Source organism: Streptomyces sp. NBC_01298 (genome assembly GCF_035978755.1).
In the GTDB taxonomy this organism is placed as follows: domain Bacteria; phylum Actinomycetota; class Actinomycetes; order Streptomycetales; family Streptomycetaceae; genus Streptomyces.
In genome coordinates this window covers 513,221-527,632 of sequence record NZ_CP108414.1, presented here as the reverse complement: position 1 = coordinate 527,632, position 14,412 = coordinate 513,221, and the positions used below count along the sequence as shown (strand labels likewise).

Below are 14,412 nucleotides of genomic sequence, written 5' to 3'. Positions count from 1 at the left end.
CGGAGCGGGTGCCCGGCTGCGGGATAATGATCGCCGGTGCGGGCCCGGTTCGCGCCGGACAGCGCAGCGACCCGAGATGGAGCCCCCGATGGACGTACGCCACTTCGAGCGGATCACCGCCTTCATCGAGGCGCGGCTCACCCCGCTCTTCGCCGAGGAGACGGGCAGCGAGAACGGCTTCGGGATGGACGACACCTCCCGCGCCCTGCGCGCCCTGCGCAACGCCGCCCTGGAGGCCTCGGTGGCGAAGAGCCTCATCGCGCAGCGGGAGACGGCCGAGCCGGCCGTCCGCCGGGTCATCGACCAGGCGGTGGAGCACCACTGGGACGTGCTGCGCGGCATCGCCCGCCAGTGGGAGGACCACGCCGACTTCGTCCGCGAGTTCAAGCGCCACGCGTGGGAGCTCGACGAGGCCCCCGCGGCGGCCGTAGCCCCGTAGCCCCGTAGCCCCATGGCCTCGTAGCCCCTCGGCCGGGCCCCGGCTCGCCCGCCGGGGCTACCGCAGGTCCATGCCCGGGTCGTCGATGACGCGCTCCTGCTCGCTCTGCTCGCGCAGCCGGCGCGCCTTGTCCCTCAGTCGCCGGCTCTCGTCGGGGTCGGTCGAGCGGGTGGCGGCCTCGTCCAGTTCCTGCGCCTTGTCGCGCAGCTGCCGGGACCGGCCGTGGGATTCGCCTGCACTCATGATCACTCCTGGGCGCTGTGGGGGGACGCCGGGCGGCTTTCAGCGAACCAGCAGTACACCGCGGGCGCATCTCGAACGCCGCCCGCGGTCACGTACGGTCACCACCAGTAGGCGGGGTACCTCGGCGCTTTGCGGCGAATCCGGGAGGCCGCGTACCCGGTCAGGACGATCAGGACCGTCGAGCCGAACAGCAGCGGGACGAACCGGGCCGCCACCGGACTCTGGAGCACGACCACCACGGCGGTGGCGCAGGCGGGTGAATGCGGGGTGCGCGCGGCCATGACCAGCGCCAGCGTCACACCGGCGGCCACGGCGGCCCCCCAGGCGCTGCTTCCGGCCACGGCCAGCACGCCGTAGCCGACGGCCGCTCCCACCATGTGCCCGATGATCACCCCGCGCGGCTGCGCCAGCGGCAGCGTGGGCGCGCTGTGCACGAGGGCGGCGCTGGCGGCCAGCGGGGGGATGAGGATGGGCTCGTGGATCATGGCTCCGACCGCCACGAGCCACAACAGGACCGCCGTCGCGGCGCTGATGCTGTGGATCGCGGCGGCGGCCGTGGGCCGGGCCGGAGCCCGGCCGCCGATCATCCGGCGGCGGGGCGCCCCGGGGACTTCGGCCCCGGGGGAGCCGGAGGCCTCAGGGGAGCCGGAGGCGTCGGGGGACGAAGCGGGGTGCAGCGCGGTACTCATGGCGGCAGGTTTCCGGGCAGGGCGGCCGTCGGCCGGGCAGGGGCGGTACGGGGACCCTATCCGGAGCCCCGCCGCCGCCCGCCCCCGGGTCCGCCCGGCGGTGCGCACCCGGGGGCGGCGACCGTCACGCGTTGGGGTCGAAGGGGATGCCGGCCGGTTTGGCCTTGGCCAGGTGGCCGTTGAACTGGCCGTCCTTGATGCCGAGCAGGGCGCTGCCGAAATCGGCCTGGCTCAGCTTGTCGCGCAGCCCGGCCGGGTAGCCGTTCCAGCCGACCAGCGTCGGGTACTGCCAGGTCCCCTTGTGGTTCTCCGGCGGCTCGTCGTTGGAGTTCGCGGCGCGGAAGCAGTGCGTGCTGATGCCGTCCTTGTGGTAGACGATCTTCGGGTGGGTGCCGTCGAAGCGGATCTGTGAGGCGGCGTGGACCTTGAAGTTGCCGTGCTCCGAGGTGGAGACGTAGGCGACCTGGTTGTTCTGGATCCACACCACGACGTGCTCCCAGTCGTGCCGGTGCCCGGCGCTGCCGGGGCCGAGGGAGACCTGGTCCTTCTCGAAGTAGAGCGCGTACATGACGGCGCACCAGCCGTTGTTGCATTTCGCGCGGGAGTAGCCGTTGGTGTTGTCGAGGTCGGAGAGGTCGCGGCACTGGCCGTTGACGTCGCCGCCCATCTTCAGGCCCCCGTTGAGGGTGCCGTCCGGACCGATGGCGGGACTGGAGTAACAGCCGTCGCGGTCGTAGTCGTAGGCCGGCTGGAAGCTCTGCTCCAGCCCGTCCGCGTTGCCGGGCAGGGCCGGGGGCGGAGCCGCGTACGCGATCCCCGGGACGGCGAGGACCAGCGTCACGGCCCCCGCCGTGGCGGCGAGCATCCTGCGGGCCCGCCGGCCCGGCCCCCTGCGGGAACGTTTCACGGGCGGTACGTCGGCCATCGTGTCCTCCTCATCGGTCGCACGGGCAACGCCCGTGCGGGAATGCGGAGTTCAGCTTTCCTGGCTCCCGCCCCCAGGCCAAGGGGCGGGAGCCTCCCGGTGTCCGGGAATCGCCGTCAGCGGTTCTCGGGGAGGTCCGCCTCCGCCGCGGCCGGGGCGAAGGCGAAGCCGCGCGCGGCGGCCTTGCCGACGGCCGGCGCCTTGCCGCAGAAGGCGGCTTCCAGGGTGCCGCCGAGGGCGGTGTTGGCCTGGCCGCGGTTGGAGGTGTTCGCCATGGCGGAGAGGGAGCTCTTGCCGTCCCGGGTGGTGAACGCGTAGGTGTAGAACCCCTGCACGGTGCCCGTGTGCCCGTAGACCTGCGCACCGCAGGAGAGGTCGTAGCGGCGCAGGCCCAGCCCGTAGAACCGGGTGTTCGTGGTGTCGGTCGGCGTGACGGTGAGCATGGCGTCCAGGGTTTCCGGGCGCAGCAGCTTCCCGCCGAGCAGGGAGGACATGAAGGTGCTGAGGTCGGCCGCGCTGGAGATCATCGCGCCCGCGGACTGCGCCCAGGAGACGGTCTGCTCGGTGGAGTCGACCAGCGGGGCGCCCTCCTCGTCCGGGTGGAGGTAGCCGTTGGCGTGCAGGCCCTTGATGGCCGTGCCGGGGTGCACGTAAGAGGTGTTCTTCAGCTTGAGGGGCTTGATGATGCGCCGCTCGTACTCCTTGGCGACCGGCTTTCCGGTGGCCTTCTCGATCAGCATCCCCACCACCACGAAGTTGGTGTTCGAGTACTTGTACGCCACCCCGGGCTCGGTGGTCCTCGGCTCGGCGAGCGAGAGGCCGACGAGTTCCCGGTACGTGAACACCTTGTTCCGCACCGCCTCGAAGCCGGGCACCGTGTGTTCGAACATCGCGTTGGTGTAGTCCGCCAGGCCGCTGCGGTGGGTGAGCAGGTGGCGCACCGTGATCCGGTCGTCGGGCAGCAGGCCCGGAAGGTAGGAGTTGACCGGCCGGTCCAGCTCGATCCGCCCCTCGTCCACCAGTTGGAGGAGGACCACCGAGGAGAACGTCTTGGTGACGCTGCCGATGCGGAAGCGGGCCCGCGTGTCCATCGCCGCGCCCGTGGTCCGGTCCCGTACGCCCTCCACCCGGGTCCGGACCCCGTCCGGACCGGTGAAGCGGGCCATCGCCCCGGGGGCCCCGGCCGCCGTCGTATTGCGCAACGCCTGCGTCAGCGCCTCCAGATCGGGCGCGGCGGCCGGCTGGAGGGGAGCCTGGGAGGCGGAACCGGGCGCGGTCGCCGCGTGGGCGGCGGTGGCGGGCAGCGTACCGCCGGCCACGACGGCGAGCAGGGCGGCGCCGACGGCCAGGCGCCGTGCGCGGGGGAGGGACGGAAGGGTGGACTGGTGCGACGGGTAAGACGGGTACGCGGACGGACGCACGTTGCTCCTCGAAATGGGCCGGGTCGGCCGGCTTGGGGGGTTTGTGGTTCGTTTCCGACCTTACGGATGATCAACGACAGGTAGGCACGTTTTCCAGCCAAGCCGCCCCGCGGACGTAAATATTCGTCATCCACGCCTGATAGTCCGGAAGGTAGGACCAGGCGTCATTGGTGTAGCCGTCCGAGGTCACGGACTCCGCGTGCTTCTGGCATCCGACGCGGATGGTCGTCGGCCCGGGGAAGGCGTAGACGCGGGCGGCCCCCGTCGCGGGCTGCTCCTTGGTCCAGACACCGGTGCCCCAGGTCTGGAACACGTGTCCCGTGACCGGGCCGGTGTCCACGCGGACCGCCCCGTAATAGCCGGTCGACAGCCGGGCGTCGGTGACCTCACTGACCATCAGCTTGGTGCCCGACTGGCGGGCCTCCGCGATCTTCCCCGCCCCGAGGTAGAGGGCGATGTGGTGCAGGTCGCGGGAGGTCCCCCACACCAGCAGGTCGCCGGGGAGCAGCGGCGCGAGCCCCTGGGCGGCCGTGAAGCGGGCGGCCGCCCGGTGCGTGTAGTACTGCGCACTGGCCACCCCGTCGAGCGGGTCCGAGCCGGTGGCCCGCGCGTACGCGTGGCGGACGAACCCCGAGCAGTCGAAGCCGAGCCGTTCGGGATCGTGCTCGCTCGCCGGATCGGTGGGGTCCACCTGCCCGTAGGTGGCACCGGGCGTGGGGCCGTGACCACCGCCCCAGGTGTACCAGACCCCCTTTCCCACCTGTTCGCAGCCGGCGGCGACGGCGCGCTCGGCCGCCGCCGAGGCCCCGGGGGCCAGGACCCGGCAATCGCCCTCGGCGGCGGCCGGGGTGGCGGGGGTGCAGAGCAGCACGGCCAAGAGCGCGAGGAGCGTGCCGATGAGACCTGTTCGGCGCAGTAGGAGGGGAGGCGCGAGGGGAGGCACAGGGGGAGGCGCGAGGGGAGACGCCATGGGAGACCTCGTTTCACGGGGGCGGTGGTGGCGAAGCGCGTCCGTCCGACCGGCACTTGACCGGCGGCGCCGCACTCGCGACCAGCCTGTCGGCCCCCGCCGCGCCCCGTCGAGGACCGGACGTGGCACCACCCGAACGGGCAACGGGAAACCCTGGAGGAAACCCCGGACGGCTTAGGCCGCGGCAAGATCCGAAAGAGACGGCCTAGCAGCGGCGCGCCGCCCCGGCGGGCGGACCGGGCGCCGGAGCCTGCCGCTCCCGCGGTCCCAGGCGGCCCACCGTCCGGCAGACGGCCGCCAGCCGGGCGCCGGGGTCCGGGTCCCACAGCCGTACGGTGCCGTCGTTGCTGCTGCTCGCCAGGGTCCGCCCGTCCGGGGAGAAGACGACCCCCCACACCGCGTTGGTGTGACCCGACAGCGCGGCCAGCAGCCGGTGTCCGGGGACGTCCCACAGCCGCACCGTACGGTCGTTGCCGCTGCTCGCCAGGGTCCGCCCGTCGGGGGAGAAGGCGACGGCCCGTGCCGATCCCGTGTGCCCGTTCAGCACCGCCGTGACGCGCCGCTGCTCCGCGTCCCACAGCCGTACGGTGCCGTCGTTGCCGCTGCTCGCCAGGGTCCGCCCGTCGGGGGAGAAGGCGACGGCCCGCACCGCTCCCGCGTGACCGCTGAGCGCGGCGAGCGGGCGGCGCCCGGCCACGTCCCACAACCGGACGGTCAGATCGTCCCCGGCGCTGGCCAGGGTCCGTCCGTCGGGGCTGAAGACCACGTCGTTGGCGAAGTCGGTGTGCCCGGTGAGGGTGGCGAGCGGACTGCGCGCGGCGGTGTCCCAGAGGCGTACGGTGCCGTCGGCTCCGGCGGAGGCGAGGGTGCGTCCGTCGGGGGCGAAGGCCACCGAGAACACGGTCCCGGTGTGTCCGGTGAGGGTGGCGAGGGGAGTGCGGGCGGCGGTGTCCCAGAGGCGTACGGTGCCGTCGGCTCCGGCGGAGGCGAGGGTGCGTCCGTCGGGGGCGAAGGCCACCGAGAACACCGTCTCGGCGTGCCCCGAGAAAGTGGCCAGAACCCGCCGTTCGGGCACGTCCCACAGCAGCACGGTGTGGTCCGCGTCCGCGGTCGCCAGGAGCTTCCCGTCGGGGCTGTACGCGGCGTGCCACACCTCGGTGAACGGACGCGCCGTCAGCACCGGACCCCGCAGGTCCCAGAGCACGACGGACTGGTCGAACGCGGCGGTGGCGAGCACCGATCCCGCCGGATCCACGGAGACGGCGAGCACGTAGTCGGTGTGGCCGGCCAGCGTGGCCGTGAGCCGGCCGCCGCGGACGTCCCACAGCCGGGTGGTGCCGTCGCCGCCGCCGCTGATGACGGTGGTGCCGTCCGGCGTGTAGGCCACGGTGTTGACGTCGTCGCTGTGCCCGGCCAGGGTCGCGGCCTCGCGCCGCCCGCCGACGTCCCACAGCCGCACCGTACGGTCGACCCCGCCGGTGGCGACCGTACGGCCGTCCGGTGCGAAGGCCGCGCCCAGCACCTCCCCGGCGTGCCCCTCCAGAACACCGGCCGGCTCCGCCCGCCGCGTGTCCCACAGCCGTACGGTCCCGTCGGCGCCGGCCGATACGAGGCTCCGGCCGTCCGGGGCGTACGCCAGGGTGTTGACCCGCGCGGTGTGCCCGGTCAGGACGGCGCGCACGCCGTGTTCCCCGGCCGTGTCCCGCAACTGGACGGTCCCGTCGGCGGTGGCGACGGCGAGGGTGCCCCCGTCGGGGGCGAAGGCCACCGCCCGGGCGCCCGCCGTGCCCGGGGGCAGCACCGACACGGAGCCGCCGCCCGCTCCGCCGTCCGCTCCGAGGGGCCAGAGCCGGACCGGTCCGTCGGTGGAACCGGCGGCCAGGGTCCGCCCGTCGGGGCTGAAGGCGACCGCGCGCACCCGGCCGGGCGCGGTGAAGGCGGCCACGGTGCTCCGGTCGGCCACCCGCCTCAGCAGGACCTTCCCGTCGGAGCCGGCCGTCGCCAGCAGTCGGCCGTCCGGCGCGAAGGCCACCGCGTTGACCGGCCCGCCGTGTCCGTCGAGCCGTGCCAGGAAGGGCTGGGACTGGGTACTGAGCAGGGCGCCGCGCGCCTCGGGCGTCGCTTCGGCCCGGTAGGCCTCGCCGGCGAGCAGCATGGAGGCCTCGGGCTGGCCGGCGGACAGCGACAGCGACCGGGCCGCCAGCGCCTGGGAACGGGCGGTCCGCTCCTGGGCGAGCGCCCCCGCACGCTGCTGGTACGCCACCCCGCCGGCGGTCAGCGCCAGCAGGAGCAGGACGACGAGCGTGGCCAGCATCCGCTGGTGCAGGCGGACCCGGAGCCGCTCCTGACGGTGGCGGGCCTCCTCCGCGGCCCGGCTCGCGTCGAGGAAGGCCGCCTCCCGGGGGCCCAGCCGGCTGCGGCCGTCCAGCTCGTCGGCCCAGGTGCGGGCGGTGGCGAGGCGGCTGCCGCGGTAGAGCACGGACGGGTCGCGGGCCTCGCGCACCCATTCGTCGGCGGCCTGGGCCAGGTGCTGGTGGACGAGCAGCCCGGCCCGGTCGGCGCGGATCCAGCCGCGCAGCCGGGGCCAGGCGTGCAGCAGGGCCTCGTGGGTGATCTCGACGGTGTCGCTGTCCGCGCTGATCAGCCGGGCCCGGACGAAGGCGTCGAGGACTCTCGTCAAACTCCCGTCGTCGCCCGAAGGGCGTGCCAGGCGTCGCGGGGCAGCCGGGGGTTCGGCGACAGGCCCCAGGGCGGCCGCGGCCCGCACGGTGTCGGCCTGCCCCTCCAGCAGGGCGGTGCGGCCCATCCGGCGCCGGGTCGGCCCCGTACCGTCGGCGATGTGCACCAGCCGGACGAGGAGCCGCCGGGCCATCCGCTGCTCGGCCGGGTCCAGCTTGGCGAACACCTGCTCGGCGCTGCGGGCCACGGCGCCCTGGAGGCCGCCGGCGTACTCGTATCCCGCGACGGTCAGCGTGGCTCCCTCGCGCCGCTGCCAGGTGGTCATCAGCGCGTGGGACATCAGGGGCAGGGCGCTGGAGGGAGCCTCCCCGGGCCAGGCCTCCGGACCGCTGCCGGGGCGCGCCGCGGGGTCCGCGGCACCGGGATCCCCGGCGCCCGGTTCCCGTACGGGGTCCCGTACGTCCGCGTCCCGCAGCAGCAGCGGGACCAGCCCCGGCTCCAGGACGAGCCCGGCGAGCTCCGCCGGGCGCGTGATCGCTTCGCGCAGCTCCGCCACGGACATCGGGGGCAGGACGAACAGCCCGTCGCTGAACACGGCGGCCAGCTCCGGAAGGTCCAGGCACTCCCCGGAGAAGTCGGCCCGCACGCCGAGCACGACGACGGCGGGGTCGGACCCGGGCGGCGCGGCCGCGGGAGGAACCGGGGGAGAGGCCGGGGAAACGCCCGGCGGCGAGGCCAGGGCGAGGAGCACCCGTACGAAGGCCAGGCGCTCCTCCTCGTCGGAGCAGAGGGTGAACAGCTCTTCGAACTGGTCGACCAGCAGCACCGGCCGCACGGTCGGGAGCCTGCGCCCGTCCGCGCCGGGGAGGGTGCCGGCGCCGTACGTCAGCCGGTGGACGGATTCGAGCAGCAGTTCCGGGCGGGCCCTCAGCTGCCCCGGGTTGACGTCGAGATCGCCCCCCACCACCTTGGCGGTGGCGTCGAGCAGTTCCCGCAGCGGGTGCGCGGTGGGGGTGAACCGGACGATCGGCCATCCGTCGGCCCCCGCCGCCGGGAAACCGCCGCTCCGCAGTGTCGGCACCAGACCCGCGCTGAGCAGCGAGGACTTGCCCGCGCCCGACCGGGCGACGAGGAGCAACGGGCCCTGGCCGAGCCGGTCGTGGACCCGCTCGACGAGGGCGGCCGTGGCCCGCTCCCGGCCGAAGAACCACCGGGCGTCCTGCGGGGTGAACGCCGACAGGCCGCGGTAGGGGCACGCGCCGTCCGCCTGTGGACCGCGCTGGTGGGGCGGGGCGGCCGGTCCGGCCGCCCCGGCTCGCGATCCTGTCGGGGACGGCCCGGACCCGTCGATGTCGGGGGCGAGTTCCGGTACCAGCCCCAGGAGTTCGCCCTCGGCCCCGAGGGCCCGGTCGCAACTGCGGGCCACGTCGAGGGTGACCGGCTTCGCGCCGGTCTCGATCTTGCTGAGGTAGCCCTTGCTGTAGTGCGTCCGGCGGGCGAGCTCGCCCAGCGACAGGCCGCGCTGCACGCGCAGCCTTCTCAACTGGGCGGGGAAGGCAGCCGCTGTCCCGCTCGCGCGGTCCGGATCCTCCAAGAGGTCCCCCATGGCAATGTGCGCCCAGGCTGTGAGAGGCAGGTGCCCAGGCTAGCGCGGGGGTCGGACGGCCGACCGGCCAAGCGTGCGGTGTGGCGTGAAACGACGGCGTTCCGGAGCCCGGCCGCGGGCCGGTCTCCGGAACGTCCTTGCGGGTGTCGAACGGGCGGACCCGCCCGTGGGCCGCTAGCGGTTGAGGGTGATCGAGTTGATCGGCCCGAGGTCGGCGTAGACCCCGGTGCCCTGGGCGATGGGGTTGCCGCAGTTGGCCCCGTTGGAGCCGGCGCACAGGCGTGCGGTGGCCCCGCCGTACTGGTTGTTGAGGACCCAGTGGTTGCCGAACTGGTTGCTCAGGTTGTGCGCCCCGTAGCTGTAGAAGACGTGGCTCGGGCTGACGGCCGGGTTCTGGTTCTGCGGGTAGATGCAGACCGCCCCGTCCGGGCACCCGGCCCAGGTGTCGGCCGGCTGCGCGCCGGACGCCCCGGCGGCTCCGCTCAGGGCGACGACGGCGGCAGCGGCGGTGGCGAAGGCGGCGGCGCCGCGGATCATCTTGCGCATGGTGGGTGTCCCCTCGGGTCTTGCTCCGTGCTGACACCAAGAGCCTGTCCCCGGCGGGCACCGGGGTCGACGGGTTTCCCGTCGCCCGTCGCCGGTCCGGCCCGGGAAACCCCCTGTGACCAGCGCACTCGCCGAAGGAGGGGCAACGGCCGGGCCCGCTCCTTCGGCCCAGCGCGGATGAGGCCTTCGGGCGAACGCGCTGCGCGGCGCACCGGGCCGCCGCCACCGGGGTGATAGCCCGAGGGGACCAACACACCCCGGAGGTGCGGCCGCACATGACCAGGCGACTCGTGACGCGGCCCGCCCGCCGGCTCCCGCCCGGCGGCCGTCCCCTCGGCGAAGGCCGGACCGGCCGGACCGGCCGGGCCCGTACCCCGGGGCGCACGGGGTCACCGGCCGCCGCACGGGCGGCGACCCCGGTCACCCCGGCCCTGCGGACCGCGGCCGGGTACGCCTGGCGGCTGCTGGTCGTCGGCGCGGCGGCGTACGCGGTCTTCGCCGTCCTGGGACGGTTCCACGAGATCGCCCTGGCCCTCTTCCTCGGTCTGGTCGCGGCGGCCATGCTGCGCCCGCCGGCCGGGCTGCTGGCCCGGGTGATGCCCCGCGGGCTCGCCGTGGCCTGCTCGCTGATCGGCAGTCTGATCCTGGTGCTGGGCGCCCTCGCGCTGGTCGGCGAGGCCGTCGCGGGGGAATGGCCGGCGCTGGTGAGCGAGTTCAAGGTCGGGCTGGACCGCATCCAGACCTGGCTCCAGGGTCCGCCGCTGCGGCTCGACGCGCACGCCCTGAGCGATGTCCAGTCGAAGATCGGCGACTACCTCTCCAGCCACCGCTCCACCCTGCTGAGCACGGCGCTGAGCGGTGCGGGACGGGTCGTGGCGGTGTTCACCGTGGTGGCCCTGGCGCTGTTCTGCTCCGTCTTCTTCATCCACTCGGGCGACCGGCACTGGAGCTGGTTCTGCGGACAACTGCCGCTGGGCGTACGGGACCGGGTGGCCGTCGCCGGACGCGCCGCGTGGCGGACCTTCACCGGATACACCCACGGCATCGTGCTCGTGGCCGCGACCAACGCCGTCCTCGTGGGCATCGCGCTCTACCTCCTGGGCGTCCCGCTGGCCGTCCCGCTCGCCCTGCTGGAGTTCGTCGCCGCCTTCGTCCCGCTCATCGGCTCCCCGGTGGCCCTCGGCGTGGCCGCCGTCGTCGCCCTCGCCACCAAGGGGCCGCTCGTGGCGGCCCTGGTGGTCGCGCTCATCGTGGTCATCGGCCAGATCGAAGGGCACCTCCTGCATCCCCTGGTGATGAGCTGGGCGGTGCGCCTGCACCCGCTGGTGGTGGCCCTGTCGGTGGTCGCGGGAGCCATCGCCGCCGGGATCGTGGGGGCCGTGGTGGCGGTGCCCCTGGTCTCCGTCGCCTGGTCCGTGCACCGGTCCCTGCGCAAGGCCGGCACGGGGGACTGACCCCCCCCCGGGAGCCGAAGGGGCCCGGTCCCGCCTCAGCCGGGGGCTTTTGGTCCCGCCTCAGCCGAGGGGGTCCACGACGGCCTCGACGTGATCGGCGACGGCGACGAGCAGCACCCGCGTGCCCGCCTCCACCGCCCGCCAGCGGTGCTCCACCCCGCCGGTGAGGTACAGCGTGTCGCCACGGCCCAGGCGGTGGATCCGCCCGTCGGCCTCGACCTCGGCGGCGCCGTCGGCCACGTACATCAGCTCGTCGTTGCGGTGCCGGAACGCGCGCTCGGCGTCGTGGTCCCCGGTGAACTCCAGGGCGTGCATCTGGTGCTGGCCGCGTACGAGCGGACGGACCCGGGCCGTCGCATCCGTCCCGGAACCGACCCCGGAACCTTGCCCGGAACCGACCCCGGATCCTTGCCCGGAACCGACCCCGGATCCTTGCCCGGAACCGACCCCGGATTCGAGCCCGGGATCGGCGCCGGCCCGCACGATGTCCACCCGGCGCGGGGTCTCCCCGGCGGCCAGCAGCTGCACGGCCGTGGTGTCCAGGGCGTCGGCCACCCGCTGGAGCGAACGCATGCTGGGGCGGGCCCGGTCGTTCTCGATCTGGCTGAGGAAGGGCGAGGACAGCCCGCTGCGCGCGGCCACCTCGGCGAGGGTGAGGTCCAGAGCCCTGCGCCGTCTGCGGATGCCCGCACCGATCCGCCGCTCCGAGGTCTCGTCTTCCACCTGGCCGCCCACCCCGTTCCCCGTTCGCCGCCGCCTCTGACGATCATCTTCCCGCACCTCGCCGCGGGCTTCGCACTCCCTTCACAGTGCCGCAACAATGCGCCGCTAGCTTCAAAGGAGATTGCTCGCATCAAACAAAGTTTCACGCTCTGCAGGAGGACACCCGCATGCCCCCGGTCGACCAGAACTTCCGCCGCCGCCGCGGCACCGGTCTCATCGCCCTCGACCCCGCCGCCTCGGAAGGCGGGTACACCCTCTACGCCCCGCTCACCGGCACCGGCGAGGTCTACCTGATCGACATCCACGGCGAGGTGGTCCACGAGTGGCACCTGCCCTACCGCCCCGGCCGGCACGCCCGGATCCTCGACAACGGGAACCTGGCCTACAGCGGCGTGCTCCCCGGCGAGGAGGCCCTCTTCCCGATGTGGCACAAGTACCGCGGCGGCGTGATGCTCGAAGCCGCCCCGGACGGCACCGTCCTGCGCGAACACCGCGATCCGCTCCAGCACCACGACGCCCACCACCTCGGCGGCGGCCGCGTCCTCTACACCGCGCTCGAACCCCTGCGGGGCGCGGACGCGGCGGGCGTGCTCGGCGGAGTGCCCGGCTCGGAGGCGGCCGACGGCACGGTATGGGCCGACACCATCACCGAGGTCGACGCCGACGGCTCCGTACGCTGGTCGTGGAGTGCGGCCGAACACCTCGACCGGGCCGAATACGCCCTGCACCCCGACTACGCGCGCGAACACTGGCCGCTGATCAACAGCGTCGTACCGCTCGCCGACGGGAACGTCCTCGCCAGCCTGCGCAGCGTCTCCGCCGTGGTCGTCATCAGCCGGGAGACCGGCGAGATCCTCTGGCGCACCGAGCCCGGAGTCGTCTCGCAGCAGCACGCCCCCACCGAACTCGCCGACGGCCGGGTGCTGGTGTTCGACAACGGCGTCTTCCGGCCCGGATCGGACGTCCCCTACTCCCGCGTCATCGAGGTCGAGCGCTCCTCGGGCAAGGTCGTCTGGGAGTACCACGACCCCGCCCGCGAGGCCTTCTTCGCCCCGTTCATGGGCAGCGCCCAGCGCCTCGCCGGAGGCAACACCCTGGTCACCGACTCCCCGTCCGGCCGCCTCTTCGAGGTGACCCCCGAGGGCTACCTCTGCTGGGAGTACGTCGTCCCCCACTTCGGCGCCTATCAGGAGTCCGAGGTCCGCGGCCTGTTCCCGTCCGAACTCAACGCGGTCTTCCGCGCCTACCGGTACACCGCCGAAGAGCTGCCCTGGCTGAACAGAGAGGCCGCCCGATGAGCGCCGCCCGCGCGTTGCCCGAGCAGGGGGCGCCGGTGAGCCCGGCGAACCCGGTGAGTCCCGAGGACGAGCGGCTGCCGCTGCGCCGGCTGGCACCGCTGTCCGCCCAGCACGTACTGGCGATGGTGGCCGCGCCCGTCTCCACCACGTTCCTGACCGGCCAGGCCCTCGGCCTCACCGCCGCGCACACCGCCTCCCTGCTCAGCGCCACCCTCGTGCTCTGCGGAGCCGGCACCCTGCTCCAATCCCTCGGGGTGTGGCGGTTCGGGGCCCGGCTGCCGTTCGTCATGCTCCCCGGCGGGGCGGCCACCGCCCTCTTCCTCCAGATAGCCAAGGACCACGGCCCCGCGACCGCGACCGGCTCGGTGCTCCTCGCAGCCGCGCTGCTCTTCGCCGTGCTCCCCTTCTACGCCAAGGTCGTACGGCTCTTCCCGCCCCTGGTCATGGGCACCACCGTGCTGCTCATCGGGATCGCCATGATCCGGGTCGCCGCCCAACTGGTCACCGGCCGCCCCGGGAGCCCCGGATACGCCGCGCCCTCGGCCGTCGTGCTGGCCGGCGCCACCATCGGCTGCACCGTGCTGTTCCTCCTGGTGCTGCGCGGGATCTGGCGGCAGACCGCCGTGCTCCTCGGCATGGGCGCCGGCACCCTCATCGCGCTCACGACCGGCCTCGGCCACTTCGCACCCGTGGGCGGAGCCGGCGGGGGACTGACCCTGCCGCACCTCCTCCCGTACGGCGCTCCGCGGTTCGACGTGCTCGCCGCGCTGCCCCTGCTCGTCTTCAGCCTGACCACCCTCGCGGAGATCACCGGGCAGACCGTCCTGAACAGCGAGACCGTGGGCCGCGCCGGCGACCCCGGACGCGATGTGCCCCGGGTGGCCCGGGCCGACGCCCTGATCTCCGTGTTCGGCGGGCTGTTCGGCACCTCGCTGATGGTCACGAGCGCCGAGAACATCGGCATCGGACGCCTCACCGGGGTCCGCAGCCGCTTCGTGACCGCCGGCGCCGGAGTGCTGCTCATCGCCGTCGGCCTGCTGGCACCCGTCTCCCGCCTGCTCGCCGCCGTCCCCGCGCCCGTCGTGGGCGGATCCGCCCTGGTGATCTACGGGATCATCGCGGTGATGGGCGTCGACATGCTCGGGCGGACGGCGCCCGGCGCCGGCGGGGGTTCCACCGTGATCGCGCTGGCCCTCACGGCCGGACTGCTGCCGGTGGTCGCCCCCGACCTCTACCAGGGGTTCCCCACCTGGGCCCGGACCGTCCTCGGCAGCGGGGTGGTCGCGGGCACGCTCACCGCGGTCCTGCTCCACGCCCTCTTCCGCGCCTTCGGGAGCGGCGGGACCCCCGACAAGGCCGGTCCCGCGGACTGACGGCGGTGCTCCACCGGGCTTGCGGCTATCCTCGCGCGGCGAAGGC

General features: G+C 74.2%; 12 protein-coding genes. 4 read left to right on the top strand and 8 right to left on the bottom strand.

Annotation, left to right across the window (positions count from 1 at the left end; genetic code table 11):
• The first annotated feature begins 88 nt into the window (after positions 1–88).
• Entirely contained in the window at positions 89–439 is a 351-nt protein-coding gene (locus tag OG730_RS02325) for a hypothetical protein (RefSeq protein WP_327302531.1), read from the top strand.
• Between the two features lie 57 nt (positions 440–496).
• On the opposite strand, the gene OG730_RS02320 is transcribed toward OG730_RS02325, so the two are convergent.
• The 7 genes from OG730_RS02320 to OG730_RS02290 form a co-directional block, all read right to left on the bottom strand.
• A complete protein-coding gene (locus OG730_RS02320) occupies positions 497–682 on the bottom strand; it encodes a DUF6381 family protein (RefSeq protein ID WP_284717145.1) in 186 nt (61 codons plus the stop codon).
• Positions 683–780: 98 nt separating this feature from the next.
• Positions 781–1,371, bottom strand: coding sequence for an HPP family protein (locus OG730_RS02315; protein ID WP_327302530.1), 591 nt, complete (start codon positions 1,369–1,371; stop codon positions 781–783).
• Between the two features lie 124 nt (positions 1,372–1,495).
• Entirely contained in the window at positions 1,496–2,236 is a 741-nt protein-coding gene (locus OG730_RS02310) for an NPP1 family protein (RefSeq protein WP_327309123.1), read from the bottom strand.
• A 176-nt stretch (positions 2,237–2,412) separates the two neighbouring features.
• Complete coding sequence (locus OG730_RS02305; protein ID WP_327309122.1) at positions 2,413–3,627, bottom strand: serine hydrolase domain-containing protein; 1,215 nt, start codon at positions 3,625–3,627, stop codon at positions 2,413–2,415.
• 160 nt (positions 3,628–3,787) lie between these two features.
• Positions 3,788–4,687, bottom strand: coding sequence for a C40 family peptidase (locus OG730_RS02300; RefSeq protein WP_442814803.1), 900 nt, complete (start codon positions 4,685–4,687; stop codon positions 3,788–3,790).
• A gap of 205 nt (positions 4,688–4,892) precedes the next feature.
• A complete protein-coding gene (locus OG730_RS02295) occupies positions 4,893–8,972 on the bottom strand; it encodes an nSTAND1 domain-containing NTPase (protein ID WP_327302528.1) in 4,080 nt (1,359 codons plus the stop codon).
• Positions 8,973–9,146: 174 nt separating this feature from the next.
• Positions 9,147–9,518: a hypothetical protein gene (locus OG730_RS02290; RefSeq protein WP_327302527.1), complete on the bottom strand. Its 372-nt coding sequence runs from the start codon at positions 9,516–9,518 to the stop codon at positions 9,147–9,149.
• A 275-nt stretch (positions 9,519–9,793) separates the two neighbouring features.
• Between OG730_RS02290 and OG730_RS02285 the strand changes: the two genes are divergently transcribed.
• Positions 9,794–10,972, top strand: a complete 1,179-nt coding sequence (locus tag OG730_RS02285) for an AI-2E family transporter (protein ID WP_327302526.1) — start codon at positions 9,794–9,796, stop codon at positions 10,970–10,972.
• Between the two features lie 60 nt (positions 10,973–11,032).
• On the opposite strand, the gene OG730_RS02280 is transcribed toward OG730_RS02285, so the two are convergent.
• Positions 11,033–11,695 carry a helix-turn-helix domain-containing protein gene (locus OG730_RS02280; RefSeq protein WP_327302525.1) on the bottom strand — a complete coding sequence of 221 codons (663 nt, stop codon included), beginning with the start codon at positions 11,693–11,695 and terminating at the stop codon, positions 11,033–11,035.
• 167 nt (positions 11,696–11,862) lie between these two features.
• On the opposite strand from OG730_RS02280, the gene OG730_RS02275 reads away from it, so the two are divergent.
• A complete protein-coding gene (locus OG730_RS02275) occupies positions 11,863–12,993 on the top strand; it encodes an aryl-sulfate sulfotransferase (RefSeq protein ID WP_327302524.1) in 1,131 nt (376 codons plus the stop codon).
• Positions 12,990–14,366, top strand: coding sequence for a uracil-xanthine permease family protein (locus tag OG730_RS02270; RefSeq protein ID WP_327302523.1), 1,377 nt, complete (start codon positions 12,990–12,992; stop codon positions 14,364–14,366). Before OG730_RS02275 ends, OG730_RS02270 begins: the two co-directional genes overlap by 4 nt.
• The last annotated feature ends 46 nt before the right edge of the window (positions 14,367–14,412 follow it).

Bases quoted from the DNA above. Each gene is read 5' to 3' on its own strand.
- OG730_RS02325 (WP_327302531.1), top strand. From the start codon at position 89: ATGGACGTACGCCACTTCGAGCGGATCACCGCCTTCATCGAGGCGCGG.
- OG730_RS02320 (WP_284717145.1), bottom strand. From the start codon at position 682: ATGAGTGCAGGCGAATCCCACGGCCGGTCCCGGCAGCTGCGCGACAAG.
- OG730_RS02315 (WP_327302530.1), bottom strand. From the start codon at position 1,371: ATGAGTACCGCGCTGCACCCCGCTTCGTCCCCCGACGCCTCCGGCTCC.
- OG730_RS02310 (WP_327309123.1), bottom strand. From the start codon at position 2,236: ATGCTCGCCGCCACGGCGGGGGCCGTGACGCTGGTCCTCGCCGTCCCG.
- OG730_RS02300 (WP_442814803.1), bottom strand. From the start codon at position 4,687: ATGGCGTCTCCCCTCGCGCCTCCCCCTGTGCCTCCCCTCGCGCCTCCC.
- OG730_RS02295 (WP_327302528.1), bottom strand. From the start codon at position 8,972: ATGGGGGACCTCTTGGAGGATCCGGACCGCGCGAGCGGGACAGCGGCT.
- OG730_RS02290 (WP_327302527.1), bottom strand. From the start codon at position 9,518: ATGCGCAAGATGATCCGCGGCGCCGCCGCCTTCGCCACCGCCGCTGCC.
- OG730_RS02285 (WP_327302526.1), top strand. From the start codon at position 9,794: ATGACCAGGCGACTCGTGACGCGGCCCGCCCGCCGGCTCCCGCCCGGC.
- OG730_RS02275 (WP_327302524.1), top strand. From the start codon at position 11,863: ATGCCCCCGGTCGACCAGAACTTCCGCCGCCGCCGCGGCACCGGTCTC.
- OG730_RS02270 (WP_327302523.1), top strand. From the start codon at position 12,990: ATGAGCGCCGCCCGCGCGTTGCCCGAGCAGGGGGCGCCGGTGAGCCCG.